We start from the raw sequence: 26,012 nt of genomic DNA on the forward strand, positions 1-26,012 counted from the left end.
CATGTACACTTGAAATGAAAATCGGCGGGGGATCGCCGTAGGTATCGTTATTCCCAAACATATGTAAGTTTGAAAACAGCAGATTGACCCAAGGAGTGCCTTGGAGGAACCAACGAGGAGGTGAACAGTATGGACATTGCAATCACGATCGTTCTCGTTGTGGCCGCGCTCGTTATTGGGTTCGGAGTCGGATATTTTATTCGCAAATCTCTTGCAGAGGCTAAAATCTCCAGTGCGGAACAAGCTGCCGTACAGATCGTTGAGAACGCGAAGAAAGAGGCAGAAGCACAGAAGAAAGAGACGGTGCTGGAAGCGAAGGATGAGATTCATCGCATTCGGGCCGAAGCTGAAAAAGACACTCGTGAACGTCGGAATGAAATTCAACGACAAGAAAGACGATTGTTGCAAAAAGAAGAGTCGCTGGATAAAAAGATGGAATCACTCGAACGTAAAGAAGAGCAAGTGGCCAACAAAGAGAAACGTATTGATGAGACACAGCAGCAGATCGAAATGATCTACAAAAATCAGGTGACGGAGCTGGAGCGTATATCCAACCTCACTATGGAAGATGCACGCAGTATCATACTGTCCAACGTAGAACAGGAAGTTCGTCATGAGACGGCTCAAATGATCAAGGACATTGAACAGCAGGCGAAGGAAGAAGCGGACAAAAAATCCCGCGAAATTATTACCCTTGCCATTCAGCGTTGTGCGGCTGACCATGTGGCAGAGACAACCGTATCTGTTGTCACTTTGCCTAACGAAGAAATGAAAGGCCGGATTATCGGTCGTGAAGGACGTAACATCCGTGCACTTGAAACCCTTACGGGGATTGACCTTATTATCGATGATACGCCAGAAGCAGTTATTCTGTCGGGCTTTGACCCGATCCGTCGTGAGATTGCCCGTACTGCCCTTGAGAAATTGGTGGCTGACGGACGCATTCACCCGGCACGCATTGAAGAGATGGTGGAGAAATCCCGCAAAGAAGTGGACGAGCGCATCCGTGAATATGGTGAGCAAGCTACCTTTGAAGTGGGTGTACATGGTCTGCATCCGGATCTGATCAAAATACTGGGCCGGTTGAAGTTCCGTACAAGTTACGGTCAGAACGTCTTGAAGCATTCAATGGAGGTCGCTTATCTAGCTGGACTGATGGCTGGCGAACTCGGAGAAGACGTTACACTTGCAAGACGTGCAGGTCTACTGCATGACATCGGTAAAGCGCTGGATCACGAAGTGGAAGGATCACACGTTGAAATCGGCGTGGAGCTGGCGAAGAAATACAAAGAACATCCGGTAGTAATCAACAGTATCGCGTCCCATCACGGGGATTGCGAAGCAACTTCGGTCATTGCCATGCTGGTTGGTGCAGCAGATGCACTGTCTGCAGCAAGACCGGGTGCACGCCGCGAAACACTGGAGACGTATATCAAACGACTGGAGAAACTGGAAGAGATTTCGGAATCGTTCGAAGGTGTCGAGAAATCGTATGCCATTCAAGCTGGACGCGAAGTTCGCGTTATGGTGCAGCCTGAGAAAATCGACGATGCGGAAGCATTCCGTCTCGCACGTGACATCACGAAGATGATCGAGAATGAACTCGATTATCCGGGTCATATCAAAGTCACCGTCATCCGGGAAACCCGGGCGGTTGAATACGCTAAATAGAGCTTTACGGAAAAGTGGCCGCTGTAGTGGGCCACTTTTCCTGTTGAAAGCCCGGTAATGGGCTTGATAGGACGAACTAGTGAGTTAGGGATGCCCGTAAAGACTTGATGCTGGTTATACCAAGTTAAGCTTGCGGGGAATTAAGGAGGCAATGCAATGAAAGTGCTGTTTATCGGTGATATTGTGGGTAATGTAGGACGTAAGGCTTTGAAGGAGAACTTGCCGTATCTGAAGACGAAATATAAACCACATGTGGTTATTGTTAATGGAGAAAATGCAGCAGCGGGCCGTGGAATCACGGGGGCTATTGCCAACGAATTTTTCAACTGGGGTGTGCACGGGATTACGCTTGGCAACCATACTTGGGACAATAAAGACATTTTTGATTTTATAGATGACGAACCGCGCATGATCCGACCTGCCAACTTTCCACCAGGAACACCAGGCAGAGGATACACGGTGGTCAAAGGTGAAGGCAAGGAGCTGGCGATCGTGAATTTGCAGGGTCGTACGTTTTTGCCCGCGCTTGATTGCCCATTCCGCGTTGCGGATGAGATTGTGGATGAGCTGCGCCGGGATCATAAATGCATTCTGGTCGATATGCATGCCGAGGCGACTTCCGAGAAGATTGCCATGGGCTGGCATCTGGATGGGCGTGCGTCACTGGTTGTAGGTACACATACGCATGTACAAAGTAATGATGACCGTATTCTACCTGGTGGAACAGCATACTTGACGGATGCGGGCATGGTGGGGCCGCGTGATGGAATCCTCGGTATGGAGCGTGAAGCAGTACTGCGAAAATTTTATACCCAGCTGCCGGTACGTTTTGTAGTTGATGACGGCAAGTGGCATTTCCATGGTGTATTCGTTGAAATTGACGAGTCCACAGGTGCAGCAACCAAAATTGAAAAAATCCGCCTGATGGAAGACGAGTGGCGCATGGAATAGGGGTATTGTCCCATTTTGCAAGGAAACCCGTCTAAAAAGAAGGAATTTTTTTACCTCCCGCGAATAACATCTAGTAAGTGGAAACAAACATTCAACATTCCCAGGGAGGTACTTACCATGGAAGTATTAAAAGTTTCAGCAAAGTCCAATCCCAATTCCGTAGCCGGCGCACTTGCAGGAGTTCTTCGTGAACGTGGAAATGCTGAACTGCAGGCCATTGGAGCGGGAGCACTGAACCAAGCCATTAAAGCGGTAGCGATAGCCCGGGGATTTGTAGCACCAAGCGGAGTTGACTTGATTTGTATTCCAGCTTTTACAGACATTGTGATAGACGGTGAGGATCGAACGGCCATTAAGCTGATTGTAGAGCCCAGATAATACATGTGATTATGCATTGAACCTGTTTACAGAGTAGACAGGTTTTTTTGCATTCTGTCTATAGGCTTAATAAGAATAGGGTTTACATAGGGAGGGTTAATCATGACCAAGTGGCAAGTAGCCGATTTCCACTGTGATGCGCTCAGCAAAATGTTAATGCAATCTGAACTGTCCTTCGAAGATGGTTCAACACTGGATGTCAATCTGGAGCGGATGAAGCAAGGGAATGTGGGTCTGCAGGCATTTGCCATTTATTTGCCTGAAGTGCTCGGCAGGGGCAAGTTTGAACATGTGGTTGGTCAGCTGGAAGTATATCACACACGTGTGGAGAAGAGCCCTGAACGGCTTGGGGGCGTAAACAAATTATTATGGCGGGAACAGGTTGGTGAGGTCGGTCAAACGGCTAATCCTTGGGGGCTGTTGACGCTGGAAGGTGTAGACGGACTCGAGGGGAATCTGTTTTATCTAGAGCTTTGTTACCAAATGGGAGTAAGAATAGTAGGGCTCACCTGGAATTATGCCAACTGGGCAGCTGATGGTGTGTTGGAGAAGCGAGGAGCAGGATTGACCGAGAGAGGCAGGGAGCTGGTCCGCCTTTGTAACCGGATTGGCATGCTGCTGGATGTGTCACATCTCACGGAGAAGGGATTCTGGGAGCTGGCTGAGCTGAGTGAGCGTCCGTTTATTGCTTCACATTCCAACAGCTATACGGTTTGTCCAAATGTGCGTAATCTGAAGGATGATCAGATCCGGGCTATCATTGCACGGGAAGGGCGGATTGGGCTAACGTTTGTTCCCTGGTTTGTGAAGCAGGAGGGAGAAGTTAGAATCGAACATTTGCTGCCACATATTGAACAGATCTGTTCGCTTGGCGGGGAGCAGCACCTGATGATGGGCTCGGATTTTGATGGTATACCCACATACATTCAAGATCTTGAACACGCAGGCCAATATCCGAGGCTGATCGAAACCCTTCTCCAACATTACGATGAGAAGCTGGTACGCGGCTGGTTGTGGGATAATGCCATGAGTTATCTTGGGAAACATCTGCCTGAGGGGAATTTGTAATAAACACCAATTACAACAGCGAAAGCACTGCATTCAATACAGATTGTTTTACAGAATAAGGATATTATTGATAGTTAAATAAGTGTATTTCATGAATTTTCAGCAGTTCGTTTTCATTTCACGTCAAAAAGGGGTATAATACCATTGGATTGTTAAGAGCCTAATCGTAGGCCACAGATAAACAAGGAGTGAAATTCACGATGAGTAAAACAGTACCAGTGGGCGTATCTGCCCGTCACATTCATGTATCCCAAGAGCACGTTGAGATTTTGTTTGGTAAAGGCTACGAATTGACTGAGTTTAAACCTCTGTCCCAACCTGGTCAATATGCTGCGAACGAAACAGTAGCAGTCATCGGTTCCAAAGGACAGTTTGATAAAGTGCGTATCCTTGGACCTGTGCGTCCTGAGACACAACTGGAAATCTCGATGACAGACTCTTTCGCCATTGGCGTTAAGGCACCTGTTCGCGAGTCCGGAAGCATTGAAGGTACACCTGGCATCACGATCAAAGGACCAGCTGGTGAAGTTACGATTGATAAAGGTGTTATCGTTGCTGCCCGTCATATCCACTTCCATACTTCCGATGCTGCTAAATGGGGTATCGAAGACAAACAAATGCTGAAAGTTCGCCTTGGCGGAGATCGTGGTCTGGTACTTGAAAATGTACTGGCTCGTGTATCTGACTCTTTCGCACTGGACATGCATATTGACACAGATGAAGCGAATGCTGCTGGCGCTCGTAACGGCGACACTGCTGAGATCATCGACTAATCAAATGAACCGATATTCAACTGAGTTTTCTTCGGTTGGAGCAACTTAAAAAACCTGAGTACATCCTGGTAAGCTGTTTTACACAGCGAAGGGGTTTGTGCTCGGGTTTTTGTGTATTTTGCGTCATGTATGAGGTAGAGTTTGTATGGTAGGATTGTTAAATCAATGGCGGCTTGGAATGTGGAATTACAGCCCAGATCATGTTATAATTTGATGTAATGCTCTTTTGGTGCATGTTGTATGAAATCGATAAGAATCCAAGAGAGATAAAGAAGTTAGAAATATGAGATGGTGACTTTTTTGCAGAGGTTGCTGCTCATATCGAACGTATATACAACTGCCTGATGCACCGTGTTGTCTTAAGAACTTGAAACTTTTATTAATAGAGGCTGTAAGGAGTGACCGAAGGAAATGGCTAAAGACTCAAAAAAGGATTACTCCCAGTATTTTGATTTCTCCGATGCCAAAGTAATTTCGCAAGATGAATTCAGCAAAAAGATTCGAATTCGGGGCCGTGAGATCAACATCAAGTCGGAGCCTAATCATCGTCAGGAGAAACAACGGGGCAAGGAAGACGTTCAGGTGCTCTATGAGAATGCAGTACCGGACGAACTGAAAACGATTGGTAAAGGCAAACACTATATCGTATACACGTACGGCTGTCAGATGAACGAGCATGATTCCGAGACCATTAAGGGACTCCTGGAATCCATGGGATATCAGGCAACCGAGGACCGCAAAGAGGCGGACATTATATTGCTGAACACATGTGCCATCCGTGAAAATGCGGAAGATAAGGTGTTTGGTGAGCTGGGTCACCTCAAAACGCTGAAGACGGAGCGTCCAGGGCTGCTGCTTGGCGTATGCGGGTGCATGTCTCAGGAAGAAGGTGTCGTGAACCGGATCATGCAAAAACATGGCTTTGTGGATATGATCTTTGGTACGCATAACGTTCACCGATTGCCGCATCTGATTCAGGAAGCGCTCTTCAGCAAGGAAATGGTTGTTGAGGTTTGGTCCAAGGAAGGCGACATTATCGAGAACCTGCCGAAGAAACGTGAAGGCATGCGCGGCTGGGTGAATATCATGTATGGCTGTGACAAATTCTGTACATATTGCATCGTTCCATTTACACGGGGGAAAGAGCGCAGTCGCAGACCGGAAGATGTAATCGCCGAGGTTCGTGAGCTGGCAAGACAGGGATTCAAGGAAATCACATTGCTTGGGCAGAACGTGAATGCTTATGGCAAGGATTTTACGGATCTGAAATACAGTTTCGGTGACCTGATGGACGATATTCGCAAAATCGACATTCCGCGTGTACGGTTTACAACCAGTCACCCACGGGATTTCGATGATCGACTGATTGAGGTGCTTGCCAAGGGCGGAAACCTGGTGGAACACATCCACTTGCCAGTACAGTCTGGCAGCACAGAAGTGCTGAAGCGCATGAGTCGTAAGTACAGCCGTGAACATTATCTCCAGCTGGCGGATAAAATTAAGAGAGCCATCCCTAATGTCGTTCTGACCACGGACATTATCGTTGGTTTCCCAGGTGAGACAGATGAGCAGTTCGAAGACACGTTGTCACTGGTGCGCGAAGTAGGATATGACTTTGCTTATACCTTTATCTATTCTCCTCGCGAAGGTACGCCTGCTGCGGTGATGGAGGATAACGTGCCGATGGAAGTGAAGAAGGAACGTTTGAAACGCCTGAATGAAACCATCAACGAATACAGCCACAGAAGCAATGAACAGCAACGTGGCAAGATCGTTGAAGTGCTCGTCGAGGGCGAGAGCAAGCGGAATTCGAGCGTCCTTGCAGGACGTACACGCAGTAATAAGCTGGTACATTTCGAAGGACCCAAAGAATTGATCGGTACATTTGTGAACGTGGAAATTACCGATCCGATGACTTTTTATATCCGTGGCAACCTGCTCACCGAGCCGGTAGCCGCCAATCAGTAATACACAACACAACCGAATAAGATGAATTAGAGTGGATTGATATTGGGTTTTGGACGTTACAGCGAAAGTAGCGCAGGGGACGGAATCGATTCTGTAGAAGCGGCAGCGTTCGCCTTTGTCCCGTAGTTTTAACATTTGATAAATTTAATCAGGGAAACTTGGGGACAACAGCGATCGGAAGAACGATCCGTAACCGTAGCGGTAATTAGCAGACGTTTGGAGCTAATATTGCCAGGAATTCATCTTATAATATCTCATAGAAATGGAGCGATTTCAGTGGCGCAGGAAGAAGAAGTGCAGTACAACCATTATGGAATGCCTACCTACGATACGCGCAATCTGGTCATACGCGACGACATTATGGGAAAAGCCAAAGAATTGGCTGATATGCTCGGCACAAGCGAGGAAGTAAGACATTTCCAACAGGCTGAGTCCAAAATTCGCGATCATGAGCGTATCCAGCAATTGATTGCAACAATCAAGAAGAAGCAGAAGGAAATTGTTGCCTTCGAAAGCTTCAAAAATGCAGAGATGGTCAGCAAAATTGAACAGGAAATTGAAGAATTGCAGGATGAACTGGACAGCATCCCATTGGTAACCGAGTTCCAGCAGAGCCAAAGCGATATCAACTACCTGCTTCAACTTGTCATCTCTGTCATTCGGGATACCGTTTCCGAAAAAGTGAATGTGGAGGCAGGCACGGATTCACCTCCGTCCAGCTGCGGTTAATGGACAAGAAGGGTGCGGACGCGGTCCGTGCCTTTTTTGACTTATAGGAACAGGGAGCTAATACAATCGATCTTGAAATACATTTCGAAGAGCTCCACGCAGTGGGGTTCTTTTGTGCGTGTACGGGCTGCCGAATGCCATACAGGAATAAGACCAGGCTGGCAAGAGCAGGCTTATTAATATTGATCAGCGGTATGAAGGAGATAGCCTCCGAGAGTCAGCAGCAAGATTACAAGTACAATAAAAAATATAGACAACTTAGTCGATAACATTAATGTGCAACAAAGGGGAAATGGAAAATGGATATTTTGGATAAAATGGTCGAAGAGGGCAATGAACGATTCTGGGGGTTCCTGGGTTGTCGTTATATCAAAGGGAATGAAAAGGAAGTACAGATCGCATTAACGGCTGGCGAACATCATACGAATTCGATGGGGATTATTCATGGCGGAGTGCTTACTTCCCTGATGGATCAAGCGATGGGGATGGTAGCTACAGCAGCGATGGCCGTGGACAGCTGCGTTACGACCAATCTGAATGTGCATTTTCTGGCACCGATGAAACGGGGTGAGTTAATGGTGACAGCAACGGTGCTGCACCAAGCCGGACGAAGCCTCACCGCCCAAGCGGAAATTCGTGATGCATCAGGTACATTAGGATGTATGGCAACAGCCACGTTCCGTGTGGCACGATCAAAAACGCCAAGTACAGAATCCAAAGGTTGACAAACGACATTATTATGTCATAATGAGATTATCAAAATGAAAGTAGTCGGTGGTGCCCATGAGCGAAAACTACGAACACGTCAATGAAGAGAACGATGAACAGGCAGCACTTGCCTATAGTTCCAAGAAATATCGTACCCCCGATGGCGTTCCTGCGGATATCGTGATGTTCACCTTAACCAAGAGAGAACGCAAGACGGTAACCAAGACACTTCCCATTCGTGAACTGAAAGTGATGCTAATCAAGCGCAAAGGCTGGCCTTTTGCAGGTCGCTGGGCTTTGCCCGGTGGTTTCTGTCAGGAAAATGAGTCCATCTATGATGCTGCTAAGCGGGAGCTAATGGAGGAGACCGGTGTCGACGGCGGACATCTGGAATATTTGAATGTATATAGTCAACCCGGGCGTGACCCGAGGGGATGGATTATCTCCCATGCGTTTTTCGCGCTTGTAGAAGAATGGATGCTGGAACATCGCCAGGCGGCAGATGATGCTGAAGATGTGGGCCTGTTTACCATACAGGAAGCATTGCAGGAGCTGGAGCTTGCCTTTGACCACCGGACAATCATTGAGGACGCATACCGCCGCATACAGCAGCAGATGCTGGAAACGACGATTGCAAGACAATTTCTGCCGCGTGATTTTACGTTAAGCGAATTGTACCAGGTCATTCAGAGTGTGGTACCTGATTTTGAAGAACCGAACTTCATTCGGAAAATCACTTCCACTCGCAGTCGAAAAGGGATTGTAGAAGAGGTACGAGACGAAGAAGGGAACCTGCTAAGTTCCAACCAGTACTCACAGCGGCCGGCACAGCTTTATCGTTTCACGGAACTTGTACCACGTCTGTCGATCTATACTTAATTTCGGAAGTTCATCATTAAGGAGTGTATCTGGATCAACCCAACCTATTCTCAAAAGGGAGTGTGGACGATGAAAGCACTGATTGTGATTGATTTTACCCGTGATTTCGTAGACGGATCCTTGCCTGTAGGCCAGCCTGCGGTAGAGATTGAGGAGACAGTTGCAGCGATAACGGAAGAATATTGTAATAATAAGCATGAAGTCATCATGGCAGTTGATCTGCATGAAGAGAGTGATCCGTACCATCCGGAAACGGCTCTTTTCCCACCGCACAATGTTAGAGATACAGAAGGAAGGCAGCTATATGGCCGTCTGGCTCAGGTGATGCAGGAACGTCAAGAAGATATTCGGTGGATGGACAAAACAAGATACAGCGCATTCTGTGGTACAGACCTGGAACTCAGGCTGCGTGAACGCGGGATTACAGACATCTCACTGATCGGGGTATGTACGGATATTTGCGTTTTGCATACAGCGGTGGATGCCTATAACAAAGGTTTTCACATTACGGTGTATGAAGATGCCGTTGCCAGCTTCAACCCGGCGGGACATGAATGGGCACTCGGACATTTTCGATCAAGCCTTGGGGCTCAGGTTATTAAGGCCAGTGAGACCATACTTGCAAGGGCTTAGCCTGGCGTTGAGTGATGGGTTAATAAAATGATGAGCAGGAAATAAACCGGAGACTCGTATCCTTACACATGTTCAGAAACAAAAGTGAGGAGTCTCCACATGTTGACCCGAGTGCACAGGATACACTTGTGTAACGAGCGGAAGTCAGAGAGGATGAGACAAATGCAGACGACTAGCCTGGCTTTACATACGGATAAATATCAAATTAATATGATGTATGCACACTGGGTGAATGGAACTCACAAACGAAAAGCGGTGTTTGAGGCCTATTTCCGCAAGCTTCCGTTTGGTAACGGTTATGCCGTTTTTGCCGGTTTGGAACGGATTGTGAACTATATCAGCCAGCTTCGCTTCACCATGGAAGACATCAAATATTTATCCAAACAAGAGGAAAATTACGATCCGGTCTTTCTGGAAGAGTTGCTCCAGTTTTCATTTCAGGGGACAATTCACTCCATGAAGGAAGGAGCGCTCGTTTTCCCTGATGAACCGCTCATTCGGGTAGAAGGCTCCATTATGGAGACCCAACTGGTGGAGACGGCAATACTTAACTTCATGAACTATCAGACCTTGATTGCCACGAAGGCTTCGCGGATCAAACAGGTGGCCAGTCAGGACACGCTGCTAGAATTTGGAACCAGACGGGCTCAGGAAGCCGATGCAGCCATATGGGGTGCACGGGCATCATATGTCGCCGGATTCCATGCAACGTCCAACATGCTGGCAGGAGAACGTTTTGGCATTCCGACAGCAGGAACACATGCCCACTCTTGGGTACAGAGTTTCATGAGTGAGCAGGAGGCGTTTGACGTCTATGCCAAAGTGCTGCCAGATCAGGTGACCCTGCTCGTAGATACCTTTGATACGCTGAATAGTGGAGTACCTCATGCGATCAAAACAGCCAAAATGCTCGAAAGCCAGGGCAAGAAAATGAATGCCATCCGTCTGGATAGCGGTGACCTTGCCTACCTGTCCATTCAGGCACGTCAAATGCTGGATGAGGCAGGACTGGATTACGTTAAAATTGTGGCGTCCAATGACCTGGATGAGAACACGATCTTCAACCTGAAAGCTCAGGGCGCTCGCATCGATACATGGGGCGTAGGTACACAGCTGATTACAGCATCCGACCAGCCATCCCTCGGCGGGGTTTACAAGCTGGTCGAACGTGAAGTGGATGGTGCCATGCTGCCGACGATCAAAATATCGGCCAATCCCGAGAAGGTATCCACCCCAGGCAAAAAAGAAGTATTCCGGATCATTGATCCGAAGCATGGCAAGGCCATTGCAGACTATATCTGCTATCCTGGAGAAGAACAGCCGCTTCTGGGCGGGCCGCTCAAGCTGTTCAATCCGCTACACCCGTATCTCAAAAAGACAGTAACGCGCTATGAAGCGGTAAATATGCTTGAACCAATCTTTGTGAATGGGTTGAAAGTATATGAGCTGCCTACCCTGGATGAAATCCGTAGATACCACCGTGAACAGATGGATCTGTTCTGGCCAGAGTATTTGCGTAAACTCAATCCGGAGATTTACCGTGTGAACATCAGCCCGGCAGCATGGAATATGAAGCAGAAGCTGATTGCTGAACACGTACAATTCACAGAGGAATGAGAATGGAAGAAGGCATAATCGGTATGTTTACCGGGTTATGCCTTTTTGGTTTCAGATTTGTTTTGCAACTGTTCATCTCCTTCAGGCTTGGCTTTACGAATTAACGCGGCTGTATCCAACGTCACGACAGAGGGGGTAGGAGCCGCAGTATAATAGGGTTGAGGACGGAATGTAGTCTAACATGGGCATAATTATTTCTCGGGAAATGGTAAAAGACGTCAAAATTCTGCATCGTGCAGAAGTTATGGATCTGCATAGTCTTAAGGAGTTGCACCTGGACAGCACGGGCAGCATCCAATTTGCGAGCAATTCCAGAATCTTACGTTTTCTGTTTCAAGCATGCAGCCTCGGGGGATGAATCATTGAGGGAGGTGTACTCATGAAATGGATCTTGGGAATGATCTGGCTGGCCTTCTTGGTATATGCATGGATTTGGGCACCTGGAAAGCCTATGGGGAGCGATCCTGTGTTCAAAGAGTTGATTACGCTGCAGAGCAAGGAAGCATGGTTGATGACCGTGTTCTCATGGCTGGGTATTTTTCCAGCGATCTTCACTTGTCTCCTGTTAAAAACACCTGCAAACGAGCGTGGAAGCCGTGTGCCTGTTTGGCCGTTCGTGCTCTTGTCTTTTGGCTTGGGAGCCTTTGCGCTTCTTCCTTTTTTCGCATGGTCTTCACCAAAGCGGAGTAGACGGGGAACGGAGCATCTTCATTTTGGCTATCGCCGCAGCTCTGTAATTGGGCGGATTGCAGCACACAAACTGACTCATGGTATACTTTTATTGTTGACGTTGGGTACGGCATGCTACGGATTCATTCAAGGCCATCCGGCTGTATATATGGAAGCATTCAGGCAATCTTCCTTTGTACATATTATGACGATTGATTTTATTGTGCTGACACTGCTCTCCGTTATTGCAATCTATAGGGATGCCGTGTTCAGTCGCAGATCGCGTGTATGGGCATTAACAGGGGTGGTGCCCCTGATTGGACCGCTCGTGTATTTGGTAGCGGATAGAAGAAGTGCAGCTTAAGATCAGAAAAATCACCAAACATAAGGAGAGGATTTACATGGAGAATACGTTTCCGGCATATGTCATCCGAAGTCAAGAACAAGGCGGAGTTAAGGCATCTGTAGAACAGTTGAAAAAAGAAGATCTGCCGAATGGAGATGTGACTGTACAAGTACAGTACTCCAGTGTCAATTATAAGGATGGACTCGCTACAATCGAAAAAGGGGGAGTTGTTCGTGAATATCCCATGGTACCTGGGATCGACCTGGCAGGTATGGTAGAAGAGTCCGTAAGTGGACGATTTGCCCCGGGGGACCGGGTGATCAGCACAGGCTTTGAGCCAGGGGTGTCTCATTTTGGAGGCTACAGCAGATACGCTCGTCTACGGAGTGAGTGGCTGGTTCCGCTGCCGCCGGGTCTCAGCGAGAAGGAAGCGATGGCAATCGGTACAGCCGGTTTTACGGCAGCTTTGTCGGTTGATGCTTTACTTCAGGCTGGGGTTACACCAGACATGGGCAAGATTTTGGTTACGGGGGCAACCGGAGGCGTTGGGAGTATAGCTGTGGCCATTCTGGCGAAGCTTGGCTTTGAAGTGACGGCTAGTACCGGAAAAAAGAAAGATCAGGAGAAGTTGCTTATAGATCTGGGCGCCTCACATGTTATTACACGCGAAGAAGCTGACGCCCCGGCCAAAGGGGCGATGGGCAAACAGCTGTGGGCAGGGGTTGTTGATCCTGCCGCAGGCCCAGCACTGGCCGAACGCTTGAAACAGGTTCAATATGGAGGTGCAGTTGCCGTATCCGGACTGACTGCTGGATCCCGGTTTGAATCTACCGTATTTCCCTTTATCATGCGGGGCATTCAGTTAATCGGGATTGATTCGGTGTATTGTCCAATGGAGAGACGGGAACGCTTGTGGAACCTCCTTGGCGGGGATTGGAAGCCGGATCGCGCGCTGGAGCTGGGCATTCAGGAGATCACCTGGGCACAGCTGCCACACACGCTGGAGAACATTTTGCAGGGTGGGGCGGTCGGTCGTACCGTGGTAAATACGATGGCAGAGATTCCAACCGAATAAGATTCTTTTCTCCTAGACATGCTAATCCTACCTAAGATTGCCACGAATCACGAAGTGGTGCGAAAGGAAGGAAACGTATGCGTGTTGGAAGAAAAGAGGCGCAGTGGGAAGTAGGACGAGGTGCAAGAACCGTAATTGCTGGCTGTATTATCCTGCTGTGTATGGGATCACTTGTTGCCTGTTCAAATGAATCTGCTCAGCAGGAGCGAAAGGTATACAGCGGGCAAGCGACGGAAGAGGGCAATGTGAGAGCCAAGAGTCAGGGACACGGCTTGAATGGCCCACTGATACAGGAGCTGGATAAATCTTTTGCCGCCAAAGACATCAAGTTAATGAACAATATGTCCGCAGATGATGGCGAAGGTGGAATCTCCTATATGTACCTGCTGAATGGCAGCGGCCGACATATTGTGAAGGTTCACATTTTTGGTGATCCGGACACACGAACCGCACGAATGAAAGAAATGTACGGTATTTCTGACGAGCAGGCAGTGATTGAAAATGCACTTGGCCAAACAACGATTCGGAGCAAAGGGTATGTGTCACTTGTATACACCGCTTCAGGTGGAGAGAAGGACATTTATGAAGAAAAGGTAACCCAAGTGTTCCAGCATGTGCTGAATCAGTTGAACTGATCTCAGATGCAGGAAAGCAGCAATATCCTTAAACTTATTAGTTCATTCATGGGATGAATTAAATAAATTTATAGAAAAACACAAACCCGTCTGATAATTCAGACGGGTTTGTATATTTCGCGCATCACATGCCGCAGCTCCGGAATAATGATTTTTTCCATTGCTAGCTTGACTGCACCTTTGGAGCCCGGCATGGAGAAAACAGCCGTCCGTCCAATCGTTCCGGCTACGGCTCTGCTCAGAATCGCAGCTGAACCGATATCCTCTGTATAACTGAGGAAACGAAAGATTTCACCAAAGCCGGGCAGTTCCTTGTCAAGTAGGGAGGATACGGCTTCATACGTTGTATCTCTAGGAGCGATCCCGGTACCCCCACTGAGCAGTACGGCTTCAATATCATCCCGTACAGCTGCATCCTGCAGAATGGTGCGGATGCGCTCGGTTTCGTCTGGCGTAATGATATATTCGGCAATTTCATATCCTGCCTCAGTCAGCAGTTGATGCATGAGTTGTCCGCTGGTATCCGTGTCCTTGGTGCGGGTATCGGATACAGTGACAACCATGCAAGAGACCTTGTCCGGTGCTTCTTGACGATGTTGTTCCACTGAGTTGGTCATGAGACATCCTCCTAATCCATATTTTCTCATAGCATAGACCATTCGGCAGTTTCAGGCAATGCGCCTGAGTGAATTGCCCCGTATTGCACATTGAATGCAGGATGGTGTACACTCGCAAGATATAGAACTAGTATGTTTCATACAATGGTCAGCCAGAGAGGTGTATAGCAATGAGTGTAACGAGTGAAAAAGAAAAGTCCATACCAGTATATATATTGTCAGGTTTTTTGGGGAGCGGAAAAACGACGCTTCTTGTGCAGTTGATTGAACATTGGCAGCAAGCAGGCTTGCGTCCTGCAGTAGTCATGAACGAGCTTGGTGAGGTAAACCTCGATGGTCAGGTGGTAGATGCTGAAGTACCCATGACCGAAATGCTCGGGGGCTGCATCTGTTGTACGGTTCGAGGCGACTTGGGCCTTCAGCTTGCTGATCTTGTGCAGGAGGAGTCGCCGGATGTCATTGTCATTGAAGCGACGGGAGCAGCCAACCCGATGGAAATTTTGGATGCCGTGACGGAAACTTCGTTGTACATGCGTCTTGAGCTGAAAAGTCTCATTACCGTTGTGGATGCAGCACATCTGTCAGGCTTGTACCAAGAGCAGAAGGGGCAGACGTTCAAGCTGATGCAGGAGCAGATTCGCTGTGCCTCGGTATTGATTCTGAACAAAACAGACCGGGTCGGTGAACAGGAAATAAGTGATCTGCAGCAGCTGCTCACGAAGTGGAACGGTTTTGCCCCAATTATTCAAGCTGTGAGATGTGAAGTCGACATGGATATGCTGCTTCAAAGTGGGGATGGAGTGCATGCCTATCAGGCTGCAGCTGAATCGGATCATCAAGAGACTGCGACAGCGCACGTCCATACTGAGGCATGTTCAGAGCATGGTTGTGGTCATAGTCATGAACATCATCATGATCATCACACTCCGCACGCATCACATGAGCATGTTATGGTATATACGCACTATTTCAACCAACCGGTGAATAGCGAAGCTTTTGAGCGGTTTATAGCTGGATTGCCGCGAGATGTTTACCGAGCCAAGGGAATTCTCTCCTTTAGTGATACAGCTAGCCGCTTCTGGTTTCAGTATGCGTATCGGGAATCGGACTATATGAAAATCACGCCTCAGGGTGACGTGCCCAATGTGGCTGTGTTCATAGGTGAGCATTTTGACCAGGCTGTCATTCGCCATCAATTGCTGGAAATGGAATCCATAAATCAGGCTTAATGATTCAAGGTTCCTCCGAACTGGGTATTAAGAAGCATAGCAAACTTTGCCTGGGAGGTAACTTTAAATGACACAAAAACAATATCAACAATGTATTGATGCTTGCCTGGAGTGCATGAATGCTTGCAATGTATGTTACATATCCAGCCTGAAAGAATACGATCTAGCGATGCTTCGTGACTGTATCCGACTGGACCGCGAATGTGCCGAAATCTGTGGCTTCGCTGCTCAAGCCATGACGCGTGGCAGTGACTTCATCGCTGAAATTTGCGAACTTTGCGTAAAAGCTTGCGAAGCATGTGCAGCGGAATGCAGCAAACATGAACACGATCACTGTCAGGCATGCGCCGAAGCTTGCCGTAAATGTGCAGAGGCTTGCCGTTTGATGGCAGCAGTAGCTTAATTATAGATGCATGAATGAGCGGCCAAATGGATTTGAATATGATTGGTGCAATCCCCTCTTGAAATCAACGCAGAGTACATCAAACCAGATGTGCGGATACGTTGCAATCATGAGGGGGTTTTTGCGATAACGAGCACTTGAAAGCATGCACCACATATGGGATGCTACAGAACAGGATGATAGAATCAGGCTGCCTTCATCGGAGAATAGTTCCTACAGGTTGCCAAAGTCAGAAGTGATATGTATAATGATGGAAATGTATTGACATGATGATAAATATCCGTGATCGGGAGAGTAACCAGAACCATGCTTAACAGCGAGCCGGAGCAGGTGGAAGCCGGTATGACATGACCTGTGTGAACCGCACCCGTGAGATGGTTATCCGAAGTGATGCTTTATGGGAGTGAAAGGCAAAGCATCTTCATGAGGGTAATCCGGCATGCGGCCGTTATTCGCACCAAGCGGAGCAGCTTCGGGCGCCATACAACATGTGGCAGTACGAGGTTGTTCACCTAGAGTGGTACCGCGGGAACTGTCAGATCAGCTCTCGTCTCTTATATAGAGACGAGAGCTTTTTTATTTTTATATTTTGTAATCCATATCAGGCAAAGGAGTGTTTATTATGTTAATGAAACAAGCGGCAGTACATCTTGCTCCTCTTACGGGGCTGGAGGAAGAAGAGGTTCTCAAGCTTTTGGAAATCCCGCCACAACCGGAGCTCGGGGATGCAGCATTCCCTTGTTTTGTACTCGCCAAATCACGCAAGAAAGCACCTGCAGCGATTGCTGCGGAGATTGCCGGCGAACTGAAGACAGCAGACTTTACAGCTGTAGCAGCAGGGCCTTATGTGAATATCCAGTTTAACCGGGAAAAGTGGTCCTCGGAATTACTGAAATGGGTGGGCCAACCTTCGTTCGGTAAGCTCAATATTGGCAATGATGCACGCGTACTAATTGATATGTCGTCCCCCAACATCGCGAAACCGTTCGGAATTGGACATCTTCGTTCAACGGTTATTGGTGCAGCGTTATATCGGCTATACAGTGAAGCGGGATATGTCCCGGTGAGTGTAAATCATCTTGGAGACTGGGGAACCCAGTTTGGGAAACAAATTGCTGCCTACAAACGCTGGGGTAACGATGAAGCGCTTCAGGCAGAACCTATCCGCACTTCCCTTGAACTCTATGTACGGTTCCACGACGAAGCAGAGAAAGACCCAACCCTGGAAACCGAAGCACGTGAGTGGTTCCGCAAACTGGAACAGGGAGATGAAGAGGCCAGACGATTATGGACGTTCTTTGTTGAGGTGAGCATGAAGGAATTCGACCGGATGTATGAACGTTTGAATGTACAGTTTGACCATACTCTCGGTGAGAGCTTCTACAATGACAAGATGGGAGCCGTTGTGGAAGATCTCAAAACCAAGGGTCTGCTGGAAGAGAGTGACGGAGCGTTAGTCGTACGTCTGGAGGAAGAGAATATGCCGCCTTGCCTGATTATCAAAAAGGACGGAACAACCATCTATCCGACACGGGATTTGGCCACAGCCGTTTATCGTCATGATGTTATGAAGGCAGATAAGCTGTTATATGTCGTTGGGGGAGAGCAAAAGCTGCATTTCAAACAGGTATTTGCCGTATTGTCCCGGATGGGATATGAGTGGGCTGCGAACTGTGAGCATATTCCGTTCGGATTGATGCGCTTTGAAGGGCGGAAGATGTCCACCCGGCGTGGTAAAGTCGTCTTTTTGCAGGAAGTGCTGGATGAAGCGGTTGCTCGGGCTTTACAGATCATCGAAGAGAAGAATCCAAACCTGGACAACGCGCAGGACGTTGCGGAAGCCGTAGGTGTAGGGGCAATTGTTTTTGGTGATTTGCGCAATAACCGGCTGAATGATGTCGATTTCTCTTTGGAAAGTGCAGTCAGTTTTGAAGGGGAGACCGGACCTTATGTGCAGTACACCTATGCTCGGATCAACAGTGTACTTGCCAAGGTTAAGGACGCGAACAATGATAGTGATAATGGCCAATTGGCTAGCTCGAATGATACAGAGTTTAATGATGTCGCAGGTCGTGCAGCGACCGTTGGAGACGCCTCTTGGACGCTGCTTAAGTTATTGGCAGATTATCCGCAATATCTTGAAAAAGCCGTTGGGCGTAATGAACCTTCGGTGATTGCCAAGTATGCGATTGATTTGGCTCAGGCATTCAACCGTTTCTATCACGCAGAACGGATCGCTGACGCCCCCGCTGAAGTACGGCCGTTCCGGGTGAATCTAACCAAGTGCACAGCGGAACGTATTGTCCGCAGTCTCTATTTGCTCGGCGTCCGGGCACCCGAGCGGATGTGATGTACTGTGAGATGGGGGAAGCGTAAAACTGGTTGTGAAGCAGATGGAACTAAAAATGAGGAAGCTGGCAAGTTGCCCGAAGGGATCTCGCTTCAGCATGTGAGTAAACGTCTCGGAGGCGTATCCGTATTGAATGGGATTAATTTACATGTAGAAGCTGGAGAATGCGCTGTGTTGGTGGGCAGAAATGGTTCAGGTAAAAGCACCCTGCTGCGCACCTTGGCAGGATTCTTGGTTCCTGATCATGGCGTGGTGTGTCAGACGATAAAAGAAAAGAAGATGTACGCGCTCGATGGATTGCCACGTTTGCCATTCACTTCAGGCGAATATTTGTGGGAAATGGGCCGGATTCGGGGCATCCGACCTGCGTTGCTGCGACAACGAATAAACGAGCTGAGTGAGTTGCTTTTTCTTGGGTCTGCGCTAGATCAGAAATTATCCCTGTTATCCAAAGGAACGCTTCAAAAGGTCAACTTGATTCAAGCGATGCTGCCAGGTCCAGATGGGCTCATGCTGCTGGATGAGCCGTTATCCGGCCTGGACCTTCCTGCCCAGGAGGCGGTCGTAACCCTGCTGCAGCAATGGAAAAAGAAAGGAACCTCCATTGTGACAGCTTGTCATGAACCGCTATTTATTGAGCGTATGGCCGATCAGGTCTATGTACTTCAAAATGGTCGTGTATTACGGCATTGGAAACGCGCAGATCTAAAAGAGTTGGGAGAGCCCATTGTCCAAATCCAGAGTTTAATGAAGGGATCGAATATGGAGCTGCAAAATACATATTCGAAACTTGTTGAACAGGAGGGTGTATTACAGATCCATCGTCATGGGGAGATGCATGATCGCAACGAAGTAGTATGGGACTGGAAAGTTGAACGCAGTACCACGGATTATGTGATCCATGAAATTATTGCGGCTGGTAGTTCGATTGTGTCTGTTTTGCAAGAGGAAAGCCGAGTACATATGGAGCATTTGCTGGAAGGTCATCATCCGGCTAATCATCGGAAGAAAAGCGCCACCGAATCTGCTTCCTCCCATTCTCGGTTGGACACTATGGAAGGAGAATCTCCATGATTCATCTAACCCGGTATTTGCTCAGACAGTACATCCGTTCACAGAAGTATTTTGCACCCGTGGTGATGTACATCATCGCCATGCTCCTGATCTACTCATATCGGCCGAACCCGGTAGCGGACAGTTATAGTGTTACGGCCATGCTTCTCTTTTTTGGGTCTGCCTGGCTAGGATTGACCGTAATGAACGCAGAGCCAGCAGGGCAAATTCAATTGCTTGTTCTGCATGCAGGAAACCGACGAAAAGTTATCCTTGGCCAATTATGGTGCACCTGGTTGATGCAATGTGCGCTTGTGGTGATCACCGTGTTGTATCCTGTGATGTTTGGTATGTTCGAGAGACCGCCGACTGGCGGAGAGTGGATGATGGCGTGGTCGGGACATTTGGCATTATCTCTACTGGGTTTAGCTGTAAGTCTTTTCTTTCAAAAATCGTATATTCCCCGGCTTAGTCGCAGTCTGCCTGGTTTGATTGTTATGCTGCTTCTTTCATTTGTCCAAGGTTCACTCGCAAGTCATTTGCCAAACTGGCTGCAATGGTTGAGCAAAGTCTTGCCCCCAGCTTTCTATCTTGTGCGTGAAATGATGTTATTTGAAGAAGCAAAGTGGATAACTGTCTTATTGCCCATCCTGTGGGCTGTAATGTACGCGTTCGTCCTGCTGTCCATTCATATATGGCTGGCTGGAAGAAGGGATTTACGGAGTTAGAAGCCGTTAATCCCTACGACTTGAATGTTGCTCTTTCTTTAGTTACGATAGAGGAACATAAAACGGGAAATGGGTACGGGAATGAAAGGGGAGCTCGCTTTTGCAAAACTCAGACATGCAGCATGGTGACATGCTGGATAGCGAACACTCCAGAGAATTGTTTGCATACTATGGATTAGCTGTTTACTATGGACAGGCTCTTGAGCAGCAGCTCGTCAATCTGATCCTGTTGATGAAAATGTCTCAAGGCAAAGTTGTATCCGATGAAGATCTGGAAGATCTATACGAGCGGAAAATGAGCAGTTCACTTGGGCAACTTATCCATGAGGTTAAGCATCACTTTACGTTTTCAGATGAAGAAACCCGTCAGTTGAATGAACTATGGAAGCAGCGGAACAGCATTGTGCACCATTACTTTAAGGAACGAATTCACGAAACCTTTAGTCCTGAGGGACGAACTCGCATGATCAAGGAATTAGAGGATTTCAAATCCCGTGCGCAGGAGCTTGAGATTAGCCTTCAACAGTACACGGGTGCCTGGATAGCACAGCTTGGATTGAATGCTGAGTCGGCTGCGGCGCTGCGGCGACTTGAACAAATGCATTCAGAGAGCTCGCATGCCCGAAGCATGGAAGAGGAGAATCAGCTTGATTGAAGGCAAGGTAGGGGAACTAAAACGGAAAAGAAGAGGGAAACGAAGCTGGCTGGTCATTTCCATTACATCCCTGATGCTCATGGGGATTCTCTGGGCCATAGTTACGGCCTGGCTGATCACGGCTTACACGGCTGAGCAATCAACCAGACAAAGTGATGCCGCCATCATCCTTGGTGCTGCTGTTGACGGGGATAATCCCTCGCCAGTATTTCGAGAGCGGATCGAACATGCTATATTATTGTATTGTCAGGGGACGATACCTAACCTCATTTTTACCGGCGGTTCTGGCCGTGAAGGCGAGCGCTCTGAAGCGGAAGTGGGGAGAGATTATGCAGTTGCACACGGCGTAGATCCTGCAGATATTCTTATCGAAACACAATCGAGAATTACAGAGGAGAATTTGATTAACTCCATCGTGATTGGGGATAAGGCAGGGTACCAGAATTATACAATTATAAGTGACCCGCTGCATATGAAGCGGGCCATGAAGCTGGCAAGCGGACTAGGCATGGATGCTGTTCCGTCTCCAACACAAACGACAGCCTATCAGACCTGGCGCAGCCAAATTCCATTTTTGGCGCGAGAGACTGTGTTATACATGGGATATACGGTAAAAGGATGGATAGACAATCTGCAGTAGCCTTGAGGCGAAAAGTGTGGATTGTTTTTTCTTTTTGCACAACTGGGCAGCTGTGATAAGTCCAACCGTTTTCAATCATACGCCTCCTCATTATATGAACCTCCTTATGCACTTCGCTTTGTTCACATTAGAAAAACGCCCTGTGCGCAGACCGGAAAGTCTGCACGCAGGGCGGGAAAAGAGAACCTTTAGACATTGTATGGTCAATGAATGTCTTATGAATAAAGAGTTATAGATTACCTCCAGCCAAGGAAGGGGTTGTAGGGATAACCTGACCTGAGCTGCTGCTCTCATTTCCCCCGCTAACCGCTTGTGCGCCTTGTTGAAGCTGATACATCTGATAATATCGTCCTTGAAGTTCCATCAGTTCATCGTGAGCACCCTGTTCCACAATGCGACCGCGGTGCAGGACCAGAATCTGGTCAGCAGAACGAATCGTTGAGAGGCGGTGAGCGATGATGAATGTGGTCCGTCCTTTTTTGAGGACTTCCAGTGCATTTTGAATCAAGGCTTCCGTTTCCGTATCGATATTGGCCGTTGCCTCGTCGAGAATTAGAATAGCCGGATCGAAGGCGAGTGCTCGGGCGAATGAAACTAATTGACGTTGTCCGGCAGATAGCGTACTTCCTTTTTCGATAACGGGTTCATCGAATCCCTGAGGCAGATGTGCCAGGATCCGTTCTGCTCCCACATCACGAAGCGCCTGCTCGATCTGTGCGCGAGTAATGCGCTCATCTCCAAGACTTACATTAGACGCAATGGTGCCGGTGAACAGATAGGGATCCTGAAGCACGATCCCCATATGCTGCCGAATCCACTGTTTCGGCAACTCCTTGACGTTCTGACCGTCGATGGTAATCTTGCCTTTTTGCGGATCATAGAACCTGAATAACAGGTTAATAATCGAGCTTTTACCCGAACCGGTATGACCAACCAAGGCAACAGTTTGGCCCTGTGAGGCTTTGAACGAGATATTGTTCAGCACGAAGTCCTTTTTATATGCGAAGGATACATCGTCAAATACCACATTTCCCTTGTACCTTGGCATCGAGCCATCGGTTACCGGTTCTCCCTGTTCGTCCATGAGCTCAAAGACACGTCCAGCGGATACGAGGGAGGAATCCAGGTTCGCCAGTTGGTTGACCATGCCGGTGATCGGTTGGAACAAACGACCCAGAACATCGACGAATGCATACAGAACACCCAGTGAAATAATACTGGAGCCGTCCAGCACACTGGAACCGAAGTACCATAGAACAACGGCAAAGGCGATATTCCGCAATACATTTACCAGGTTGTGAGAAGTGAAGGCGTTTAAGTTCAGCATTTTGTTCTGATGTTTCATATAATCGTCGTTCAGATCTTCGAATTCCTGTTTGGTCTGCTTCTGGTGACGGAATACGCGAATAATGGACATCCCTTGAATGGATTCATTAATGATCGCATTGATCTCACTCAGCCGTGAACGAATAATGGTATTGTAACGGGTAGCGAATTTACGATAGAGCACAATCCACAGAATCAGCATCGGTACAACGAACAACGAGATCAGTCCGAGGCGGAAATCCAGTAGGAAGAGGGCGACATATACACCTGTAATCGTAATGATCCCAGAGAAAAAGTTCGATAGCACGGCAACGAACAGATCCTTAACGGCTTCAGTATCGTTTGTGACCCTAGAAACGACTTTACCTGCGGGAAGATTATCAAAAAAGTGTACGGGCAGCCGTTGAATATGGGCGTAGACATCATTACGAAGCCTTTGAATGACCTTGTTTGCAGAGGATTGCAGCCAGTAGGTTTTACCAAACTCCATAATGACCGAGATCACGAGAAAGATCATGTAATATACAATTAATTGATAGATGCTTGGCATCTCAGGTTTGTAAAAAGCGAAGAGTTCACCCGCGGAAAGCGGCTCTGCTTCAAATTGGCCAGTCACTTCACCCGCACGCGTAACCGTTAAGGTTCCATTCTCATATGAACGATCTCCATCGGGTGCAGTTACGGGTTCATTGACGAAATAAAAGCTTTTGCCGGCCTGCAGTACTCTGACTTCGGCACCTTTCACTTCACCGGTTTCGAATCTGCCTTCTCGTTTGTAATTCTTGCCGTTGTACACTGCGGCTTCGGATGAAGCCTCTGTTTCATAGAACGGCTGCTCAATGGCAAGCAGATGATTGTCAATCATCGACTTGGCGATGAACGGACCGGCGAGTTCAGCCGCTACACCGATCGTTAACATGATTAATGCTGCAATAAAAGTACCTTTGGCTTTCAGGGCATATTGCAGCAGCCTTTTGCCTGTATTCGACTTCAAAACGTTGACCTCCTACGTGGACAGATTGGATTCCACCTGCTGCCGTTCATATTGTTCACGGTACCAGCCGTTCATGGCAAGCAGTTCCTGGTGGGTTCCTTCTTCCGTAATTTTCCCGTGCTCCAGTACGATGATCCGGTCTGCGTGTTCAATGGCGGACAGGCGGTGCGTTGAGATCAGCGTGGTTTTGCCCGAGCGTTTGTTGCGTATATTTTCAATGATTTTGGCTTCCGTTCTTGCATCGACTGCAGATAAGGCATCATCGAGGATCAGAATATCCGGATCGGCAATAAAGGCACGTGCCAGAGATACCCGCTGTTTTTGTCCCCCCGACAGGGCAATTCCCTTTTCACCAACAAGGGTATCCAGTCCATCGGATAATGTCCCCAAATCTCCATCAAAGGCTGCAGTACGGATGGCTTCCATAATGACTTCATCACTTGCACCCGGCTTGCCGAATTGAATGTTTTGACGAACTGACTTGGAGAATAGCACTTGCTCCTGCGGAACGTAACCGATCCAGCTGTGTAAGTCATCCTTGGCGATCTCCTGAATCGGATGGCCCGATATGCTTAATGAACCGGAACCGGCAGGGTATTCATGAAGCAGCTGTTTGAGCAGGGTGGACTTGCCGCTTCCCGTACGTCCCACGACACCGAGTGTCTGACCACGGCGAAGCGAGAAGCTGACATGGCTAAGATTATCGACAGTGGAACTTGGATAACGGAATGTCACATCACGCATCGAGATCTCTTCAGGATTCGTAATATGTGCTGGCTGATCAACGTCCTGAACAGCGGGCTCTACAGATAAAGTTTCGTTAACCCGGTCCAGTGAGGCGCTGCCACGCTGCATCAGGTTAATCAGTTCGCCAATGGCAAACATAGGCCAGATCATCATCCCCAGATACATGTTGAACGACACGAGATCTCCAAGAGTGATTTCATTGTGGAACACGAGATAAATCCCATAGGCTAACGCAATTACATAACTGAGACCAACACACAGCCGAATCGTAGGTTCAAACAGTGCATCCATCTTGGCAACAGCCAGGTTTTTGCGATAAACGTCTTCGGTGACATCAGCAAACCGTTTCTGGTCCAGACGTTCCTGAACATAAGCACGAACCACACGAATACCCGCGATGGATTCAAGAACCTGATCATTCATGTCCCCGAACGCATCTTGTGCCAAGGTGTAACGTTGATGAACGGCTTTCCCGTAGATCATCATGGCAATCGCGATAAATGGCAATGGCAGTATTGCAGCAAGGGTCAGTTTCCAGCTCACCAGAAAACCCATAGCGAACAATACGGTGGCCAGAAAGGCAGTTGAGTCCGTTAGTGTCAGCATGCCGAAGCCTGCTGTTGTGGCAATGGAGCGAAGGTCGTTGGTCGCACGAGCCATCAGATCTCCCGTTCTGTTCTTCTCAAAGAAAGGCGGGGTCATCCGCAGCAGGTGATCCATGAAACGTGACCGCAACAAGCGTTCAACCAGATTCGCACCACCAAACAGTTTGTGCATCCATATGTACGTGGTCAGATAGATAATAACGACTGTTCCTAGAATAAGTAAAATGTAACGTGTGAGTGAGGCGCCAGTAATGGAACCGCGCACAATCTCGTCAATGGCATTGCCTAGCAGACGAGGGGGGAGCAGTTCGGCTACACCCACGAGAATGAGCAAAATGACACCAATCAGGTATCGTTTGCGTTCCAGCCGGAAGAACCAGGCCAGGTTTTTGAGTACAGAGAACAAGTGGTATCCCTTCCTTTCAAGTGTCAGTGAAATACGTTATCTACTCATGTGTACCGGTTTCTACCCACAAAAAAAGACATACCGCACGCAGGCGGTATGTCTTGGATATCAATCATACGGCGCATGGCTCCGAGAGCAGAGCCACCGCTGAACATAAGT

Annotated in this window: 24 protein-coding genes; 21 read left to right on the plus strand and 3 right to left on the minus strand. The window is 48.1% G+C overall.

Annotated features, from left to right (window positions below):
* Positions 1–129 precede the first annotated feature (129 nt).
* The 14 genes from rny (at position 130) to MHB82_RS11595 (ending at position 14,100) form a co-directional block, all read left to right on the plus strand.
* A complete protein-coding gene (gene rny / locus MHB82_RS11530; protein ID WP_095287693.1) occupies positions 130–1,671 on the plus strand; it encodes a ribonuclease Y in 1,542 nt (513 codons plus the stop codon).
* Positions 1,672–1,827: 156 nt separating this feature from the next.
* Positions 1,828–2,622: a TIGR00282 family metallophosphoesterase gene (locus MHB82_RS11535; protein WP_095358572.1), complete on the plus strand. Its 795-nt coding sequence runs from the start codon at positions 1,828–1,830 to the stop codon at positions 2,620–2,622.
* Positions 2,623–2,739: 117 nt separating this feature from the next.
* Positions 2,740–3,000 carry a stage V sporulation protein S gene (locus tag MHB82_RS11540; protein ID WP_019005392.1) on the plus strand — a complete coding sequence of 87 codons (261 nt, stop codon included), beginning with the start codon at positions 2,740–2,742 and terminating at the stop codon, positions 2,998–3,000.
* A gap of 102 nt (positions 3,001–3,102) precedes the next feature.
* Entirely contained in the window at positions 3,103–4,068 is a 966-nt protein-coding gene (locus tag MHB82_RS11545; protein WP_341174697.1) for a dipeptidase, read from the plus strand.
* Positions 4,069–4,268: 200 nt separating this feature from the next.
* The gene (gene pduL / locus MHB82_RS11550) at positions 4,269–4,841 is read left to right on the plus strand and encodes a phosphate propanoyltransferase (RefSeq protein ID WP_017689107.1); all 573 of its coding nucleotides are present in this window, start codon (positions 4,269–4,271) and stop codon (positions 4,839–4,841) included.
* Between the two features lie 411 nt (positions 4,842–5,252).
* A complete protein-coding gene (miaB, locus tag MHB82_RS11555; RefSeq protein ID WP_341174698.1) occupies positions 5,253–6,809 on the plus strand; it encodes a tRNA (N6-isopentenyl adenosine(37)-C2)-methylthiotransferase MiaB in 1,557 nt (518 codons plus the stop codon).
* A 315-nt stretch (positions 6,810–7,124) separates the two neighbouring features.
* Positions 7,125–7,538 carry a RicAFT regulatory complex protein RicA family protein gene (locus MHB82_RS11560; RefSeq protein WP_095358694.1) on the plus strand — a complete coding sequence of 138 codons (414 nt, stop codon included), beginning with the start codon at positions 7,125–7,127 and terminating at the stop codon, positions 7,536–7,538.
* Positions 7,539–7,837: 299 nt separating this feature from the next.
* On the plus strand, positions 7,838–8,263 hold the full coding sequence (locus MHB82_RS11565) for a PaaI family thioesterase (protein WP_341174699.1): 426 nt from the start codon (positions 7,838–7,840) through the stop codon (positions 8,261–8,263).
* 58 nt (positions 8,264–8,321) lie between these two features.
* Entirely contained in the window at positions 8,322–9,125 is an 804-nt protein-coding gene (locus MHB82_RS11570) for an NUDIX hydrolase (RefSeq protein ID WP_095287688.1), read from the plus strand.
* A 69-nt stretch (positions 9,126–9,194) separates the two neighbouring features.
* Positions 9,195–9,758 carry a cysteine hydrolase family protein gene (locus MHB82_RS11575; protein WP_341174700.1) on the plus strand — a complete coding sequence of 188 codons (564 nt, stop codon included), beginning with the start codon at positions 9,195–9,197 and terminating at the stop codon, positions 9,756–9,758.
* A gap of 162 nt (positions 9,759–9,920) precedes the next feature.
* The gene (locus tag MHB82_RS11580; protein ID WP_341174701.1) at positions 9,921–11,375 is read left to right on the plus strand and encodes a nicotinate phosphoribosyltransferase; all 1,455 of its coding nucleotides are present in this window, start codon (positions 9,921–9,923) and stop codon (positions 11,373–11,375) included.
* A 379-nt stretch (positions 11,376–11,754) separates the two neighbouring features.
* The gene (locus MHB82_RS11585; protein WP_095358567.1) at positions 11,755–12,408 is read left to right on the plus strand and encodes a hypothetical protein; all 654 of its coding nucleotides are present in this window, start codon (positions 11,755–11,757) and stop codon (positions 12,406–12,408) included.
* A 37-nt stretch (positions 12,409–12,445) separates the two neighbouring features.
* Positions 12,446–13,465, plus strand: a complete 1,020-nt coding sequence (locus tag MHB82_RS11590; RefSeq protein ID WP_095358566.1) for an acrylyl-CoA reductase family protein — start codon at positions 12,446–12,448, stop codon at positions 13,463–13,465.
* 77 nt (positions 13,466–13,542) lie between these two features.
* Entirely contained in the window at positions 13,543–14,100 is a 558-nt protein-coding gene (locus MHB82_RS11595) for a hypothetical protein (protein WP_341174702.1), read from the plus strand.
* 98 nt (positions 14,101–14,198) lie between these two features.
* Here the strand turns inward: MHB82_RS11595 and MHB82_RS11600 are convergent, their stop codons facing one another.
* On the minus strand, positions 14,199–14,717 hold the full coding sequence (locus tag MHB82_RS11600; protein WP_095358564.1) for a MogA/MoaB family molybdenum cofactor biosynthesis protein: 519 nt from the start codon (positions 14,715–14,717) through the stop codon (positions 14,199–14,201).
* Between the two features lie 170 nt (positions 14,718–14,887).
* Here MHB82_RS11600 and MHB82_RS11605 point away from each other — a divergent pair, with 170 nt between their 5' ends.
* The 7 genes from MHB82_RS11605 to MHB82_RS11635 all read left to right on the plus strand — a co-directional run bounded on the left by MHB82_RS11605 (position 14,888) and on the right by MHB82_RS11635 (position 21,775).
* Positions 14,888–15,946: a CobW family GTP-binding protein gene (locus MHB82_RS11605; RefSeq protein WP_341174703.1), complete on the plus strand. Its 1,059-nt coding sequence runs from the start codon at positions 14,888–14,890 to the stop codon at positions 15,944–15,946.
* A gap of 67 nt (positions 15,947–16,013) precedes the next feature.
* The gene (locus MHB82_RS11610) at positions 16,014–16,349 is read left to right on the plus strand and encodes a four-helix bundle copper-binding protein (RefSeq protein ID WP_095358562.1); all 336 of its coding nucleotides are present in this window, start codon (positions 16,014–16,016) and stop codon (positions 16,347–16,349) included.
* A gap of 622 nt (positions 16,350–16,971) precedes the next feature.
* Positions 16,972–18,699 carry an arginine--tRNA ligase gene (gene argS, locus MHB82_RS11615; protein ID WP_341174704.1) on the plus strand — a complete coding sequence of 576 codons (1,728 nt, stop codon included), beginning with the start codon at positions 16,972–16,974 and terminating at the stop codon, positions 18,697–18,699.
* A gap of 6 nt (positions 18,700–18,705) precedes the next feature.
* Complete coding sequence (locus tag MHB82_RS11620; protein WP_341174705.1) at positions 18,706–19,773, plus strand: ABC transporter ATP-binding protein; 1,068 nt, start codon at positions 18,706–18,708, stop codon at positions 19,771–19,773.
* Positions 19,770–20,480, plus strand: coding sequence for a hypothetical protein (locus MHB82_RS11625; protein WP_110822570.1), 711 nt, complete (start codon positions 19,770–19,772; stop codon positions 20,478–20,480). Before MHB82_RS11620 ends, MHB82_RS11625 begins: the two co-directional genes overlap by 4 nt.
* Before the next feature lie 100 nt (positions 20,481–20,580).
* On the plus strand, positions 20,581–21,135 hold the full coding sequence (locus tag MHB82_RS11630) for a hypothetical protein (protein WP_255247853.1): 555 nt from the start codon (positions 20,581–20,583) through the stop codon (positions 21,133–21,135).
* Positions 21,128–21,775 (plus strand): YdcF family protein, encoded by a 648-nt coding sequence (locus tag MHB82_RS11635; protein ID WP_341174706.1) that lies wholly within the window; start codon positions 21,128–21,130, stop codon positions 21,773–21,775. The genes MHB82_RS11630 and MHB82_RS11635 overlap by 8 nt, the downstream gene beginning before the upstream one ends.
* A gap of 229 nt (positions 21,776–22,004) precedes the next feature.
* Here the strand turns inward: MHB82_RS11635 and MHB82_RS11640 are convergent, their stop codons facing one another.
* Both MHB82_RS11640 and MHB82_RS11645 read right to left on the minus strand, forming a co-directional pair.
* Positions 22,005–24,095 carry an ABC transporter ATP-binding protein gene (locus MHB82_RS11640; protein ID WP_095358557.1) on the minus strand — a complete coding sequence of 697 codons (2,091 nt, stop codon included), beginning with the start codon at positions 24,093–24,095 and terminating at the stop codon, positions 22,005–22,007.
* Positions 24,096–24,107: 12 nt separating this feature from the next.
* A complete protein-coding gene (locus MHB82_RS11645; protein ID WP_341174707.1) occupies positions 24,108–25,853 on the minus strand; it encodes an ABC transporter ATP-binding protein in 1,746 nt (581 codons plus the stop codon).
* Positions 25,854–26,012 lie beyond the last annotated feature (159 nt).

The sequence above is a fragment of the Paenibacillus sp. FSL K6-2862 genome, from assembly GCF_038005125.1.
GTDB lineage: Bacteria > Bacillota > Bacilli > Paenibacillales > Paenibacillaceae > Paenibacillus > Paenibacillus illinoisensis_A.